Below are 14,702 nucleotides of genomic sequence, written 5' to 3'. Positions count from 1 at the left end.
GTATCCAACTAGTTAACAAACGTTGTATTTTTTGCTTTCCAATCTTCCAATTTAATAAAGACCCAGAAAGAATAGATGCCAAGTGTGATGATGATGAGTAATAACCATTTTATCCAATTGCCAAATAAACCAAACGCAGAGCCACTGAATTGCATTCTGCGTCCTTCGATGACAGTATGGTTTATTTTCCAGCCGTAAATCATCGTCAATGCCCAAGGGTAACAGATACCAAACGTAATAGCAGTTACAATAATTCCTAGGATACTCCAACCGATAAATTGCAATAAACCACCATCAAAAAAAGAGGTTCGTCCGTTCTTCGTTTCGTAATAATCTTCTCTGTTCATTTTTATCCACCTCCATTACATTTAGGCTTATTTTAACGTAAAAAAGGAAAGTTTGTCGAGGATAACCCTATCTTTCTCGTTTTATTCAAGGTACAATAATAGTAAGTCTAAATTTAAATGAGGTTTTTATTTTGATCGAAAATTTTGGAGAAAAGATTGCAAGTGGAGAAAAGGCACAATTTAAGGTGAATCATCTATTAGTTATTTCAAGTAGCTTGTTGTGGATTGCGATAGGGCTATTATTATATGTTGTTTTTGATTATGTAAAGGCGATAAATGGCACCGAAAAGCTGATTTTACTAATTTTTATTGGCTTTGTTGTGTTACGTCCGTTATTTCGTTTGCTTAATTTGTCACCGACGCTGGAGCTTTCTATGGACGGAATCGCGTATCGTGGTGATTTTCAAGCATGGAGCCAGGTTGAGGACGTAAAGATTGTAATTCCATCGTTTAAGCTTTTTTCACAAGGTAGGATGCTGGTTTATACAAAAATCAAGGATAAACGGGAAATGGCCTGGGATATCGTTGCGGCGGATGTGAATATGCCACTTGCAGATTTAGAAATATTAATTGAAGAATGTATGTCATTGTACAAAAAGGAAGAATAAGCATAAATAGAGCTTTTCTTGATTGATTTGGAGTCGTCATGAAAGGCTTTTTTTTGTAACTACATCTTAAGGTCAGGTGGGCAAGCAGGTGTCATTTAGTGTACAATAGATACAAGAGATTTTGGAGCGGAGGTTTTTTGGTGGATGGGGGTTATTTTGCAAGCGAAGAATGTTCGAAAAGTATATGGCTCGAAAAGTACGCTTTTTCCTGCGCTAAATAGTGTCAGCTTAGAGGTGCATGAAGGTGAATTTGTCGGTGTAATGGGGCCGAGCGGTGCTGGGAAATCGACGTTATTGAATGTGCTGTCAACGATTGATAAAGCAACTTCTGGTAGCATTGAAATAGATGGTAAACCTTTTGAGGATATGCGCGCAAAAGAGATGGCTGTTTTCAGAAGGGATAAGTTAGGCTTTATTTTTCAGGATTATAATTTGTTGGATACGATGACGATTAAGGATAATATTGCGCTACCATTGTCGCTTTCGAAGGTAAAGCCAAGCGAAGTTGAGACACGTGTTGGGGATGTGATGCGTCAGTTTGGAATTGCTGATTTAGCGGATAAGTATCCGAATGAAGTTTCTGGTGGGCAGAAGCAAAGGACAGCGGTTAGTCGGGCGATGGTGACCAATCCGGCACTGATTTTTGCAGATGAGCCCACAGGAGCACTAGATTCGAAAGCTGCGACAAATTTGCTGGAAAGCCTAGTTCAGGCGAAGGAGGCGCGAGATGCAACAATTATGATGGTGACGCATGATGCCTTTGCAGCGAGTTTTTGTGAGCGGATTTTGTTTATTAAGGACGGGGAGTTGTTCACGGAAATTTATCGGGGAACGGCGACACGGAAGCAATTTTTTCAGAAGATTTTAGATGTGTTGGCGATGCTTGGTGGTGGTATGAATGACACTATTTAATATTGCTTTTACGAATGTACGCAAAAACTTTAACCAGTTTTCGATGTATCTTGGTTCGTTAATTCTAAGCGTGTTGATTTATTTTACGTTTGTATCGTTGGCGTACAATAAGAGTATCGGACTGATTTTTGATAAGTGGGGAATCGGCGGGCAAGGTGTCTTTTTGGCAGCGGCGATTGTATTGATATTGTTTGTTGCTTTTTTTGTTTTTTATTCTAGTAATTACTTTACGCGGAGTAGGAAACGGGAATTAGGGCTGTATTCTCTGTTAGGGTTACGTAAGGGGCAGATTGGCCGAATTATTTTTTATGAGAATTTGATGATGCACCTTATGGCGGTTGTCGGAGGAATCTTGATTGGGATTTTCTTTTCTAAGTTTTTCTCGATGTTATTATTCCGGATTATGGATTTATCGATTCCGAGTGGTTTTACATTCTCATTTTCAGCGATTTTGTCTACGATTTTCGTGTTTGGAATTATTCTTGTCGTAACGACTGCGAATGGATATTGGATTGTTTATCGGCATAGCATGGTGGAACTATTTAAAGCAGATGCGCGGGAAAAAAATCCTGCGAAAGGCTCGCTTACGTTATCTATCGTGGGTATCTTTTTGATTGGATTTGGTTATTTTTTAGCAACCAGCTCGGTGGAAAGTTCAATCTTTTGGTCGAATAACTTTTTTTTTGGCGACGACTGTATTTGTATTGTTCGGTGTGGTTCTAGGGACTTGGCTTGTACTGCGTTTTTTTGTTCCCATATGTTGTGTATAAATTGTTTTTAAACAAGTCGTTTTTCTATAAAGGAACGAATATCTTAACCGTGACTTGGCTTCGCTATCGCATGAAAAAGACGGCAGGGACACTAACGATGATTGCTGTGTTGAGTGCCACAACTTTGACGATTATTGGTGCGCTGGGATCGATTTATATGAATATCATTTCTTTTGCGGAGAGTTCCAACCCAAACAGTTATCAAACGCTGTGGAGTACGCAAACGGAGCGAGAAAAAATTTATGAGGCGATTAAGGAAAGTGACTCACATACGTTGATTTACCATGAGACAGTAGATCTTTATGAGGCGGATGTATTAGAGAATGTGAATGAAAATGTGCCTTTTGAGGAACAGCGGATGACGTATTTTGAGGTGATGTCGCTCTCAGACTATAACAGGCTGGCGAAGAAATTGAACAATCATTCGCAACAAGTGAAGGAATTGGCAGCTGGAGAAGCCATATATCTTAGCCCGAGTGGTCGTTTTGAGAATAAGAAGCGTATGCACTTGTATATGGAGAAACCTTATACATTACAGTTTAGAAATAATCCAAATAAGTATACATTAGAAATCGTAGATGTTTATAGTCATGCCGTGTTGAATACGGATATGGCTATCTCGGTTTTAGTTATAAATGACGCGCTTTATAAGGAAATCAGTCAGAAATCGATGCCAAGACATATCGACATTTTTCAGGTAACAAATGCAGATAAGGCAGAGGCGTTAGATCATAAAATTCAGGATATCGTTGGTGGAGATCCCTACATGTGGAATAGAAGCTTGTCAAGTTTTTATTCGAATTATCATTTGATTAGTACGCTTATCGGCGTGATGCTTTATATCGGGATGTTTATGGGCTTTGTATTTTTTGCTGCAACTGGGAGTATTATTTATTTTAAGCAAATTACGGAAGCGGTGGATGAAAGACCACGTTTTGCTGTGCTTCAAAAGATGGGCATGAGTCATAAAGAGATTCGTACTGTTATCGCTAAGCAAGTGTTACCGGTGTTTTTAATCCCGCTTATTTTGGGGGTTTGTCACAGTATAGCAGCGATGGTTAGTTTGTCGGTGAATCTGATGTACAGTATTGGTGCGCCTGTGCTAATTAGTACGACGATTTATACGGTATTTTTCATTATTTATTATTTTGTTTGTGTATCAACATATACGAATATGGTATCGAATGGCGATGATTAACGTTTGAATGGTGGCTGAATTTTCTGTACAATGGAATGAAGCGAAGGAGAGATGAGTATGGTAAAAGTATATATAGTGGAAGATGACATCGTTATTCGTGATACGATACAAAAACATTTGTCAAAATGGGGATTTGAGGTCGCGGTTGTGACTGATTATAACAATATTTTGAATGAATTCTTGAAAGTAGAGCCTCAATTGGTGATTTTGGATGTGAATTTGCCATACTTTGATGGGTTCTATTGGTGTAATAAAATTCGTGAAGTATCCAATGTGCCGATTATTTTCTTGTCGTCGCGGGATTCGCGAATGGATCAAATTATGGGGATGAATATGGGGGCGGATTATTACATCGAAAAACCTGTGGATTTAGATGTATTAATGGCGCGAATTAATGCACTGATTCGCCGTACGTATTCGTATGCGGAACTGGAAGAGCCGAATGTGATGGAGCATAATAATGTTTTCTTGCATATTGATACGAATACATTGACGTATTTGGATGAAAAAGTGGAATTGACGAAAAATGAATTCTTGATTTTATATGAGTTATTGAAGCAAAAAGGACGAATTGTGAGCCGTGATGAGATTATGCGTGTGTTATGGGAAGATGAGAGTTTCGTGGATGATAATACACTGACGGTAAATGTTGTTCGGATTCGCAAAAAATTGACGGAGATTGGTTTAGCGGACTTTATTACGACTAAAAAAGGACAAGGGTATATGATTGAGTAAGGGAGTGCTTCATTTGAAAATTTTAGTTTTTGGTGGAACGCGTTTTTTTGGTAAGAAATTGGTCATGCGATTGCTTGCAGATGGGCATGATGTGACGATTGCGACACGCGGCAAGACGGCGGATGATTTTGGTGATTCGGTGAGGCGAGTGAAAATAAAGCGTGAGGCTCGTGAGGATTTATTTTGTTTGGCGCAGGAAAAGTGGGATGTTGTTTATGATAATATTTGTTTCTCGCCACAAGATGCGCTTTATTCGATTGCAGCTTTTCGGGATAAGGTCGGAAAATACGTATACACATCTTCGCTTTCGGTCTATCGGATGCGAGATCGGGCGCTAGTAGAAGCAGATTTTGATCCGTTTCATTATGAGATTGTGACAGGATCGCGTGAAGATTTTGATTATGGTGAAGGAAAACGTTTGGCGGAGGCGGTATTTTTCCAAAAGGCGAATTTTCCTGTCGTTGCGGTTCGCTTTCCGATTGTGCTTGGTGAGGATGATTACACGGGAAGGCTTGAGTTTCATATCAATCATGTGCAAGCAGGTGAAGAGATTGGAATGCCAAATGAAGAAGCTGAAATGGGCTTTATTTCGTCGGATGAGGCGGCTGATTTCTTGGTTTGGATTGGCACGAAGTCAGATGTCGTCGGCCCGATTAATGCGGCGAGTAATTCGGTCTATCGATTGTCTGAGCTAATGAATTTAATTGAAGTAGCGACTGGAAAACCCGCCATTGTAGAGGTGAATACAGAGGATAATGATGATTCTCCTTTCGGTGTTGAAAAAACGTATTATTTGGATAACGCAAAGGCAAATGAGGCTGGGTTTGAATTTCGCGACTTACGAGAATGGTTGCCGAAGTTGATTGACAAAAAAAATATAAGTATGTGAAAACAGGTGTCTTTTCGTTGGGCGCTTGTTTTTATTTTTTTTCACGTTTTGTATGTGAATTTAGTGTATAATAAGGCAGTGAAGAAAAATGAGAAAAAGGATGTGACGAAGGAATGCTTTCCTTTGAAGAGAAAAAGAATATTATTGATGAATACACTGAACTAGAGGCACATCCCGTTTCGATGGGGCGGATTAATTATCATTTTCCTAATAGTGTGCGTGAAAAAAGAATTGCGGTCAATCATTTGCATCCGAATGGTAATGCGTTTGTTTATGCGCCTTATCTAGATGATGCGGACAAGAATGGCTTTGTTAATATTCGTGAGGCGACGGAGAGTGAGATTCGAGAACTTGTGTCGGGCGCCATTTCATTTTTGAGTACGGATGGGGATGAATTTGAAGAAGGGTATGAGGAAGAATTTCGTGATGCGTACCGGACTGTTCTAATTTTGCGTTATGAGAATAAGATGTGGGCGATTTATTCGGATGATCATTTGGAGGCAATTTTTCCTTCTCGCGAGGCGGCAGATGGTTATTTGGAGGACGAAGGTTTCCAAGCAAGATAAGAACGGTTAGGGCGTGAGAGGGGGAAACGTTGATGCGGAAAGTGAAACAATTACAGGAACGGGTCGCGGTGAGTGATTTGCGTGTAGCGGCGGATATTGTTATTAAGAATGGTCGAATTGTGAATGTTTTTTCGGGTGAAATTATGGAAGGCGATGTCGCGATTAAGAGTGGGTATATCGTTGGGATTGGCGATTTTGAGGATGCAGCGGAGATTATTGATGCTCGCGGTCAGTTTATTGTTCCTGGTTTCATTGATGCGCATGTCCATGTAGAGAGCGCGATGGTGCCTCCTTCTGAATTTGCGCGTGTGTTGTTACCAAACGGAGTGACGACGATTGTGACGGATCCGCATGAGATTGCTAATGTGGCAGGGGTAGAAGGCATTGAGTTTATGCTGGCGGATGCGCAAGAATCCCCGCTCGATATGTATGTAATGTTGCCCTCTTCTGTTCCTGCGACGCCTTTTGAGCATAATGGTGCAACGCTTGAGGCAAGCGATTTACGAGCGCTTTACCAGCATGAAAAAGTGATTGGGTTGGCCGAAGTCATGGATTTTCCTTCTGTGGCGCATGGTCAAAAGGATATGCTACAAAAAATAGTGGATGCTGAGCGACATGGTGGTCGGATTGATGGACACGGTGCTGGGCTTTCGAAGGCGGATTTGAATAATTATTTAGCTGTTGGAATTCGGACGGATCATGAGAGTACAACGGCAGTTGAGGCGATGGATCGTTTGCGTGCTGGCATGTTTGTGATGCTCCGTGAGGGAACAGTTGGACGTGATATGATACACACGTTGCCTGCTGTGAATCCGAAGAATAGCCATCGTTTTTGCTTTTGCACGGATGATAAACTAATTGACGATTTGTTAGAAGAGGGCTCAATCAATTACAATGTGCGTCTCGCGATAGCCAATGAAATCGATCCGGTGATGGCAATTCAGATGGCGACGATTAACGCGGCAACATGTCACAAATTACCGCATATTGGCGCTGTTGCAGCGGGTTATCAGGCGGATATTTTGTTTTTGCGTGATTTGGAGACAGTGACGATCACGAAAGTAATGAAGCGTGGCCAGGTTGTTGTCGATGATGGCATACGCGAGGAAGCTTTGTTTAAAAAGGCGGATAGTGCGTTTCAGTCACCGATGATTAGACATTCGCTACAACGTGATGATTTGAAGCTTGCCATGAAGCATACTACTGCGAATGTGATTGGTATGCAACCAAATAGCTTGTTCACGGAACATTTGGTGGAAACGGTTAATGTTCAAGATGGTGAATTTCAAGTTTCGGTGGATGCGGATCAGTTGAAAATGGTCGTTGTCGAGCGCCATAAGGGAACGGGGTGCGTCGGTGTTGGGATTGTGAAAGGCTTTGGTATTCGAAATGGAGCAATTGCGACGACGGTTGCGCATGATTCTCATAATATTGTGGCAGTCGGTTCATCGGATGCAGACATTATGCTAGCTGTTGACCACATTACGAAAATTGGTGGTGGCGTTGCAGTCGTAAAAGATGGAAAAGTAGCAGCAGATTTAGCATTGCCAATTGCTGGACTATTGAGTGTGCAGCCGTATGAGCAAATTCAATATCAGCTTGGACGACTAAATGATGCTTTCCGTGATGTGAGTGGGAAACAAGGTTTTGATCCATTTTTGACGTTATCTTTTTTGACTTTACCAGTTATTCCAAATTTGAAATTGACGGATCAGGGATTGTTTGATTTTAATCAGTTTGGCTTTATTGAAGTGGAGGTTTAATATGAATTGGTGGAGCTATGTACGCGATAAGAAATTTTTTCTATTGTTCTTTGTGGTCGTGATGTTTTTTATTGGTGTTTTGCTTGCAGTTGATCCGAACAGTCAGTTGACACTCGGTAATATCATTTATTTGTACGTATTTATGTTACTGTTTTTGCTGGCGTATTTGGTACTCGGTTATTCGTTTAAACGTACGTATTGGAACGAGATGAAGAAATTGGTAGATGGCGAGATTGAGGAAAATATTCTGGAGTTACTGCCAAAACCACGGACGCGCGAACAGGCTTTTTTCAATGAATTGATGCGGAAAAAACATTTGGAGGAACAGCGGGCACTTACGAAGCTACGTGATAAACAAGAGGAGTATCACGATTTCATTTTATACTGGGTACACGAGGTGAAAACGCCGATTGTGGCGAGCAAAATGCTGATTAACAATCCCGATTTGAACGATCCTGCGACGATTTATCGCGGTGTGGAGGCGGAGCTTGATTCGATCGATCGACTCGTCATGCAGGCGCTTTACTATTCACGACTGGACACGTTTGCAAAGGATTACTTTATTCAGGAAATGGCGTTAGGGCCTGTGATTCGAGATTGTGTGAAGCGACATTCAAAACTGTTTATTTCGAAAAAAATGAAGCTTGATTTGGCGGAAATTAAGGTCGATGTGCGCAGTGATAGCAAATGGCTCGGTTTTATTTTGGATCAGGTGATGACGAATGCGCTGAAATATACGGATGATGGTGGCGAAATTAAGGTTTGGTGTGATGTGAGTGCTTCTGATGGAACTGTGGCGCTACATATTCGTGATAATGGCATCGGAATTAAGGATGAGGATTTACCACGCGTTTTTGAGCAAGGCTTTACTGGAATGATTGGTCGGACGGAGAAGAAGGCAACTGGAATGGGGCTTTATTTAGCGCGACAAATGTCGGGTAAATTAGGACATCAGATTGCTATATCTTCGGAAAATGGTGTTGGAACAGAGATTGTAATTACGTTTCAACAAAAAGAGGATTATTTATTAATTGCAAAGGACTGAGGGCTTGTGGAAAAAAGTTTGATTGTTCGCGGTGCACCGCAGGAATTTGAATGTCGCGTTGGTGCATGGGAGGCGCTTGGCGAGCATTTGGAACGTCGTGATGTGAAGCGTATTTTGGTGATTCATGGTGGTGTTTCTTGGGAGAAAGCGCGCCGTTTTTTTCCAGAATTGCCAGGTGTGGAAATGATTTTTGAGCAATATGGCGGCGAATGTTCGTTTGAGGAACGAGATCGGATGGTTGCTGTTGCAAAAACAGCGAATGTGGAAGCAATTATTGCTGTCGGAGGCGGAAAAGTTGCGGATTTGGCGAAGGCGGTTGCGGTTTGTTTGGTGGTACCGGTCGTTATTTTACCAACCTTGGCGGCTACTTGTGCTGCTTGGACGCCGCTTAGTGTGATGTATGACGCGCGCGGGGAAATGTTGCAATATGATATTTTTGCGCGAAGTAATGCGCTTGTGTTGCTCGATCCTTCGGTGATTTTGGATTCGCCAATCGAGTTGATGGTCGCTGGGATTGGTGATACATTGGCTAAATGGTACGAGGCTGATGTGATTATTTCGCAACTTGCGGAACGTTCTGTGGAGATTGATATTTCGCTTTACACGGCAAAATTATGTCGGGATATTTTGCTGGAATCGAGTGCTGCGGCGCTTGCAGCGATGCGTGATGGAGAACTGAGTGAGGCGTTTGTGAAAGTAGTTGAAACGAATATAATGATTGGTGGCATGGTCGGTGGTTTTGGCGATGATTATGGCAGGACTTCTGGCGCGCATTCGATTCATGATGCGCTGACGGCTGTGGAGGCGACGCATCATTTACTGCACGGGAATAAAGTGGCATACGGTGTTTTTGTGCAATTGATGATGGAGGGACGGTCGGATGAGATTATGAGATTGATACCATTTTATCGGGAGTTAGGGCTTCCGACGTGTTTGTATGACATGGGATTGGATAGCTTGTCGGACATGGAATTAAAGCAGGTGGCAGAGCGTGCGACCGCGGTGGATGAGACGATTCACTTAATGCCGGGCGTGATTACGGCGGCCACTGTTTTGAGAGCAATCAAAGAATTGGAAGTTCTAATGACAGGAGTGCGTTCTATATGATTACGATTGATGTAGTAAAGCAAGAAGATACAATCGGAGTTCGTGAGGTACTAAAAGCAAGTTTTCCAACGCATGCGGAAAGCCATTTAGTGGATGCAATTGTTGATTCTGAACATTACGTGCCGGAACTGGCGCTTGTTGCGAGGACTGGCGCAGAAATTATTGGCTATAGTTTGTTGAGTGAGTGCTATGTTGGTGAGGAGCTAATTCTAGTATTAGCACCAGTTGCTGTGAAACCCGAATGGCAAGCCAAAGGTATTGGTGCACAGTTAATTGAGGCTGGGATTGTAAAAGCGAAAGCCACAAAATACAGTTGTATCAGCGTTTTAGGACATGAAACCTATTATCCACGATTTGGGTTTGAGTTAGCAAAAAACTATCAAATTACGGCACCTTTTGATGTTCCGGACGTGAATTTTATGGTGTACCCGCTAGCAGAACCGGTTCCATCCGGAATGGTTCGTTATCCAGCGAGTTTTGATGTTGTTTGATAAGTGAATAGTGCTTAAAAAAGGAGTTATTAACAATGGATAATAAAGTGAAACGCTCTTCAGAAGCGGAAAATATCTTAGCTCAGATTAATAGTCAAACGAAGCTAGGCGATTTAAGAAAAATTGCGAAAGATACTAAAAAAAAATCACGACCTGGCTATGGAACTTTGGTCAAGCGAAGCCTTTTTGCCGAGACTACTAGCCATCTTAATTATGGACAAAAAAACTGCTCACGCAAGCTACTTTAAATAAGCTGGATAAAGATATGCTGACGCACCCTTTCAATGAGCGAAATAATTTAATGGACTGGTTAATGGCTAACCAGCTTGCCAAAGATAAGAAAACAATTGCATTGATGGAATCATGGAAAGACAGTGATTCTGCTCTCCAAAGACGCATTTTTTGGTACTATCAAGCACGCCTTAGATGGACTGGACAAACACCGCCAGATAATACCGAGGATTTGTTATCTTTCATAGAGGCCGATATTATGAAAGAGGAGCCGGAAGTGAAGTGGGCCATGAATTTTCTAGCAGGTTGGATTGGCGTATATGATGAGAAAATGCGTGCCCGTTGTATTAAACTAGGCGAGAGAACGGAACTTTATAAAGATGAAGTTGTCGCAAAAGGATGTACTCCTAGCTATTTGCCAGAATTCATTACAATAGAGGTTAATAAACGACAGAATAGCTAGGCTCCTTAAAACTTAATGGGTTCGTATTATTTAATCTCGACTTAGCGCTTGTAGTTCCTTCACCAGTAAATCCACATATGTGAATGTTTCGCGGGTAATGAAGTAATCGAGCAGAGCTTCCTCTTTAAAATCAGGAAGTTCTGTTACATAGCGTTTTTTGTCACGCGCACTGCCAGATAGGATAATTCTCCGAGATTTTTTTGCATTGGCGCTGGCTGCTCGTAAATTGGTATAGAGTCGCCCGCGTTCTTTGATGTACCAGCGTTCTTTTTTTGTATAGTCTCGGGCAACGGTTTTATTAAGTGCAGCTTGGGAGATGAAGCGCTTCGTGTAGACGCCGTGGTACATGCAGAGCCAAACTTCAAAACTGCGACCGGAAACGAATAGTTGAGCATTATCGCCTAGACTTGCCAGATTACGGATTTTTTTCTTGACGTATCGCAGGTTAGAGCGGTCTTCTGTAAAATCCAAGTCGGTTATAATGAAAAATTTATCATCAGGATGGGCGCTGAATTTCAGTGCTTTTTTGAATTTGGTTTCTTGCGCGTGTGTGTAAATTTTTAGCTGGTAGTTTTTAAGTCTGCGTTGGAAAAGTAGTTTGAAATAGTGGGCTTCGCAGCTGTTTGGTTTGACACCACCACTATCCTCTGGGATGAATAGGTGGACGATTTTACGAATTTCGCGGCTCATTTAAAACACCTCCGGAACGGCTCCAAAGCGACCGTCTAAATAAAGCGTTATCCAATTATGATTATCGTAGGTGACCTCTTTAAATTCGCTAAGGCTAAACACTTCACTAGTCTGAGTTTCACGATCTTTCTGGATGAAAATAACTTGTTCTTTGGCGAAACGGTCGGGATTTAGCAGGAGTGGATTGTGAGAGGCGATGATGAACTGGGCTTGTTGTTCGTTTTCTTGATGGATAAATTTGTTCAGCAAGCCTTCTTGGATTTTGGTGTGGTATTTGTTGTCGAATTCATCGCTAATAAAGAGAATTTCGTTCTCTAACGCATCGAAAAACCGAATCGAGCTTTCTAGGAATTTCTTTGTACCATCGGACTCCATGCTCATACTTAGTGGATAATTTACGTCATCGACAACATGTGCAGTGCTGATTTCATAGCGCCTGTTCTTTTTTGTTGTTGTAATTAATTGCGCTTTAACTTCATCAGAAAAAGTAGCTTGTTCAATAGATGCCACCAGATTATCTGTCATATCAGTAACGGAAAAATCATGAATCGCAAAATCGAAGTCATAGAGTGTCTCGAGAATTTTATTTTTGAAATCGCTATCATTGTTTATTTGTTCGGCAAATGCTTCTAGGGAATCACCATCGAATTGCTTTGTTTGGAAACCTTTTGTGATTTGGCGTGCTAGGCATTGGGCTACTTTGTAGGCAGGTGAGGCTGTTTCTTTACTGAAATAGGCTGTGTTGATGTCGTGAATGAGCATGGATAGAATGGATTTATGAGTCATGTTTTCCTGTTCGATTTTATTGAAAAGCGCTTTTAAATTAGTGTTTTTTTGGGAAATACGACTTTGAAATCTTTCAAAAATGGTAATCGGTTTTGATAATGTTGTTTTGAGCATTTTTTTGTATGTTAAGGATTCTTGTTGGATTTCCAAGCTCACCGCATCGATGGCCAGTTCGTATGTGTATTGGATGTCTTGGTTTTCCTGAAAATTTGGCTCAATAAACGTCACAGAAAAGCGGCTTGTCGTATCTTTTGTTTCTGAGAACTTGAAGCTGTCGGGCGTGATTTCAAAATCAGTTTTTTCGGTGTACGTGTGGCTTTTTTGCAGCATTGTGCGAATGAATTCAAAGGCATAGAGAAGATTGGTTTTACCGGATGCATTGGCGCCGTACAGGATTGCCCCGTTTAGGATGCATCTTTTTTTTCTGATTATCATAGTAGGTATAGAGCGTATTTTGGGTGAACGTGCTGGCTGAATTATAGCTATGATCGAGGTTCAAGGTTATTTTATCATGAATGGAAAAGAAGTTTTGGATGGTGATTTTGGAGAACATGGGACTCGACTCCTGTCTTTTTTTTGTTTATTATACCATCTGTGGAAAAAGAGTGTGTTTTTTGTGTTAGGTATTTGAAATTATTGAGAGAGATTATGTTTATCTATATTTTAATATATCAAGCAGATGAACGTACTACACGTGGTCTTTGATACAAGCCATGTAATATCCATTTCCCTGTTATTTATTGGCTTATTATGGATGAGCTTATCTGATATACGTGCTGGTTGTTGGATAGCGATTGCACTACCAATGTATGTTATTGGTTTAGATAAAGGATGGACTTTAGCGCCAGTGATATCAGTTAGGGTTCACAATGCGCCGAGAGAATTAGCAGGAAACAAATGAATATATGCAATTGGATTAATAGGGCTGTTCATTATTGTAGCTTCAACATCCAAGTTTCAAATGAAAATTACTTTCATGGAATTGTGATGCAGCATCAAGCGCTAGCTTGTGGAATCCCTGCTATCAAAATACCCCAACAAAAAATCACGGAACAACGTCTCAGACGGTGACATGTTCCGTCTTTTTGTCGTGATAATCCCGACCGACCGCCGTAATTCTTGATCCATCAGCGCAATACTCCTCGTCTCTTTAAATATCGCCCCATCCAAAATCATCTCTGGTAAAATACTAATCCCGAGCCCGGCACCAACCAAACCTTGAATCGTATGGAAATCCCGACTTTGAAAAATAGTCTCGAGCACCAGTCCTTTCATCCGCGCCGTATCTTCTACTAAATGATACAAATCGAAATCTTCTGGGTATAAAATAAACTTCTCATCCGCCAAATCTTCAAGTGAAACCGAGTGCTCTCCAGCTAGCCGATGTCTACTCGGTACAATTAACTTCAATTTTTCATCAAAAAACCGATGTGGCATAATCTCGTCATCTTCTTTTGGAACTGGTGATAAAAACGTCATATCAAGTGCTCCATTCACCAACATCTGCTTCAAATCCCGATTAGAACCTTCCATAAAGCGATACGTAATATCCGGATACTTCTCCTGAAACGCGGAAATTACGGCGGGCAGAACTTTTGTAGCAATCGAATTCGGCAGTCCAACGCGAATTTCACCAATCGTTGGATCGGCGTATTCTTCTACGATTGCCTGCGCTTTTTGTAGTTCTTGTAAGCCGATTTTGGCCTGGCGCAAGAAATCCTGACCGACTGCTGTCAACTGCATATTGCGGCCAATCCGGTCAAATAACTTGATTCCGAGCTCTTCTTCAAGCTTTGTTATCTGCCTACTGACGGCAGATTGGGCAACATGTAAATTCTCTGATGCTTGGGTCATATGTTCGACGCGCGCGACTTCGATAAAGTATTTTAATTGTCGTAATTCCATAATCTATCTCCAATCCATCTCAAAAAGAGATCATTTTATTCTATTATATATATTGTTTCGATAAATGAAAAGGATTAGAATAGACATTACATCAAAACGTTATAAACTAGAAACTAATGGGTAGAATATAGAACGGGCTACATAATTATAACTTTAATTATTTGAACTCTTGAAAAATATGCACGACCGAGGAGGA

Annotated in this window: 15 protein-coding genes and 1 pseudogene; 12 read left to right on the top strand and 4 right to left on the bottom strand. The window is 41.2% G+C overall.

What is annotated here, in order from left to right; all coding sequences use genetic code 11:
* Positions 1–8 precede the first annotated feature (8 nt).
* Positions 9–347 (bottom strand): DUF898 family protein, encoded by a 339-nt coding sequence (locus PROCOU_RS06935; protein ID WP_036070846.1) that lies wholly within the window; start codon positions 345–347, stop codon positions 9–11.
* Between the two features lie 131 nt (positions 348–478).
* On the opposite strand from PROCOU_RS06935, the gene PROCOU_RS06930 reads away from it, so the two are divergent.
* The 12 genes and pseudogenes from PROCOU_RS06930 (at position 479) to PROCOU_RS06880 (ending at position 11,125) form a co-directional block, all read left to right on the top strand.
* Positions 479–955 carry a hypothetical protein gene (locus PROCOU_RS06930; RefSeq protein WP_036070843.1) on the top strand — a complete coding sequence of 159 codons (477 nt, stop codon included), beginning with the start codon at positions 479–481 and terminating at the stop codon, positions 953–955.
* A 144-nt stretch (positions 956–1,099) separates the two neighbouring features.
* Positions 1,100–1,867, top strand: coding sequence for an ABC transporter ATP-binding protein (locus tag PROCOU_RS06925; RefSeq protein ID WP_036070840.1), 768 nt, complete (start codon positions 1,100–1,102; stop codon positions 1,865–1,867).
* Complete coding sequence (locus PROCOU_RS16475; RefSeq protein ID WP_051994257.1) at positions 1,854–2,648, top strand: FtsX-like permease family protein; 795 nt, start codon at positions 1,854–1,856, stop codon at positions 2,646–2,648. The genes PROCOU_RS06925 and PROCOU_RS16475 overlap by 14 nt, the downstream gene beginning before the upstream one ends.
* A 59-nt stretch (positions 2,649–2,707) precedes the next feature.
* Positions 2,708–3,835: an FtsX-like permease family protein gene (locus tag PROCOU_RS16470; RefSeq protein WP_149023627.1), complete on the top strand. Its 1,128-nt coding sequence runs from the start codon at positions 2,708–2,710 to the stop codon at positions 3,833–3,835.
* Between the two features lie 57 nt (positions 3,836–3,892).
* Positions 3,893–4,570 (top strand): response regulator transcription factor, encoded by a 678-nt coding sequence (locus PROCOU_RS06915; RefSeq protein WP_036070838.1) that lies wholly within the window; start codon positions 3,893–3,895, stop codon positions 4,568–4,570.
* 13 nt (positions 4,571–4,583) lie between these two features.
* Positions 4,584–5,459: an NAD-dependent epimerase/dehydratase family protein gene (locus tag PROCOU_RS06910; RefSeq protein WP_036070835.1), complete on the top strand. Its 876-nt coding sequence runs from the start codon at positions 4,584–4,586 to the stop codon at positions 5,457–5,459.
* A gap of 113 nt (positions 5,460–5,572) precedes the next feature.
* Positions 5,573–6,025: a hypothetical protein gene (locus tag PROCOU_RS06905; protein WP_036070833.1), complete on the top strand. Its 453-nt coding sequence runs from the start codon at positions 5,573–5,575 to the stop codon at positions 6,023–6,025.
* Positions 6,026–6,057: 32 nt separating this feature from the next.
* Positions 6,058–7,788: an adenine deaminase gene (gene ade, locus PROCOU_RS06900; RefSeq protein ID WP_036070830.1), complete on the top strand. Its 1,731-nt coding sequence runs from the start codon at positions 6,058–6,060 to the stop codon at positions 7,786–7,788.
* A 1-nt stretch (position 7,789) separates the two neighbouring features.
* Complete coding sequence (locus tag PROCOU_RS06895) at positions 7,790–8,833, top strand: sensor histidine kinase (RefSeq protein ID WP_036070827.1); 1,044 nt, start codon at positions 7,790–7,792, stop codon at positions 8,831–8,833.
* 6 nt (positions 8,834–8,839) lie between these two features.
* Positions 8,840–9,940 carry an iron-containing alcohol dehydrogenase family protein gene (locus tag PROCOU_RS06890; RefSeq protein WP_036070825.1) on the top strand — a complete coding sequence of 367 codons (1,101 nt, stop codon included), beginning with the start codon at positions 8,840–8,842 and terminating at the stop codon, positions 9,938–9,940.
* On the top strand, positions 9,937–10,431 hold the full coding sequence (locus tag PROCOU_RS06885; protein ID WP_051994255.1) for a GNAT family N-acetyltransferase: 495 nt from the start codon (positions 9,937–9,939) through the stop codon (positions 10,429–10,431). The genes PROCOU_RS06890 and PROCOU_RS06885 overlap by 4 nt, the downstream gene beginning before the upstream one ends.
* 35 nt (positions 10,432–10,466) lie before the next feature.
* Positions 10,467–11,125: pseudogene (locus PROCOU_RS06880) on the top strand (DNA alkylation repair protein).
* A 30-nt stretch (positions 11,126–11,155) separates the two neighbouring features.
* On the opposite strand, the gene PROCOU_RS06875 reads toward PROCOU_RS06880, so the two are convergent.
* From PROCOU_RS06875 to PROCOU_RS06865, 3 genes are all read right to left on the bottom strand, one after another.
* On the bottom strand, positions 11,156–11,815 hold the full coding sequence (locus PROCOU_RS06875) for an RloB domain-containing protein (RefSeq protein WP_036070822.1): 660 nt from the start codon (positions 11,813–11,815) through the stop codon (positions 11,156–11,158).
* Positions 11,816–13,036 carry an AAA family ATPase gene (locus PROCOU_RS06870; RefSeq protein WP_077913359.1) on the bottom strand — a complete coding sequence of 407 codons (1,221 nt, stop codon included), beginning with the start codon at positions 13,034–13,036 and terminating at the stop codon, positions 11,816–11,818. It lies immediately after the preceding gene.
* A 567-nt stretch (positions 13,037–13,603) separates the two neighbouring features.
* On the bottom strand, positions 13,604–14,506 hold the full coding sequence (locus PROCOU_RS06865; RefSeq protein ID WP_036070817.1) for a LysR family transcriptional regulator: 903 nt from the start codon (positions 14,504–14,506) through the stop codon (positions 13,604–13,606).
* Positions 14,507–14,702 lie beyond the last annotated feature (196 nt).

Source organism: Listeria rocourtiae FSL F6-920, from assembly GCF_000525975.1.
In the GTDB taxonomy this organism is placed as follows: domain Bacteria; phylum Bacillota; class Bacilli; order Lactobacillales; family Listeriaceae; genus Listeria_A; species Listeria_A rocourtiae.
This window is presented reverse-complemented; position numbering and strand designations above follow the sequence as displayed.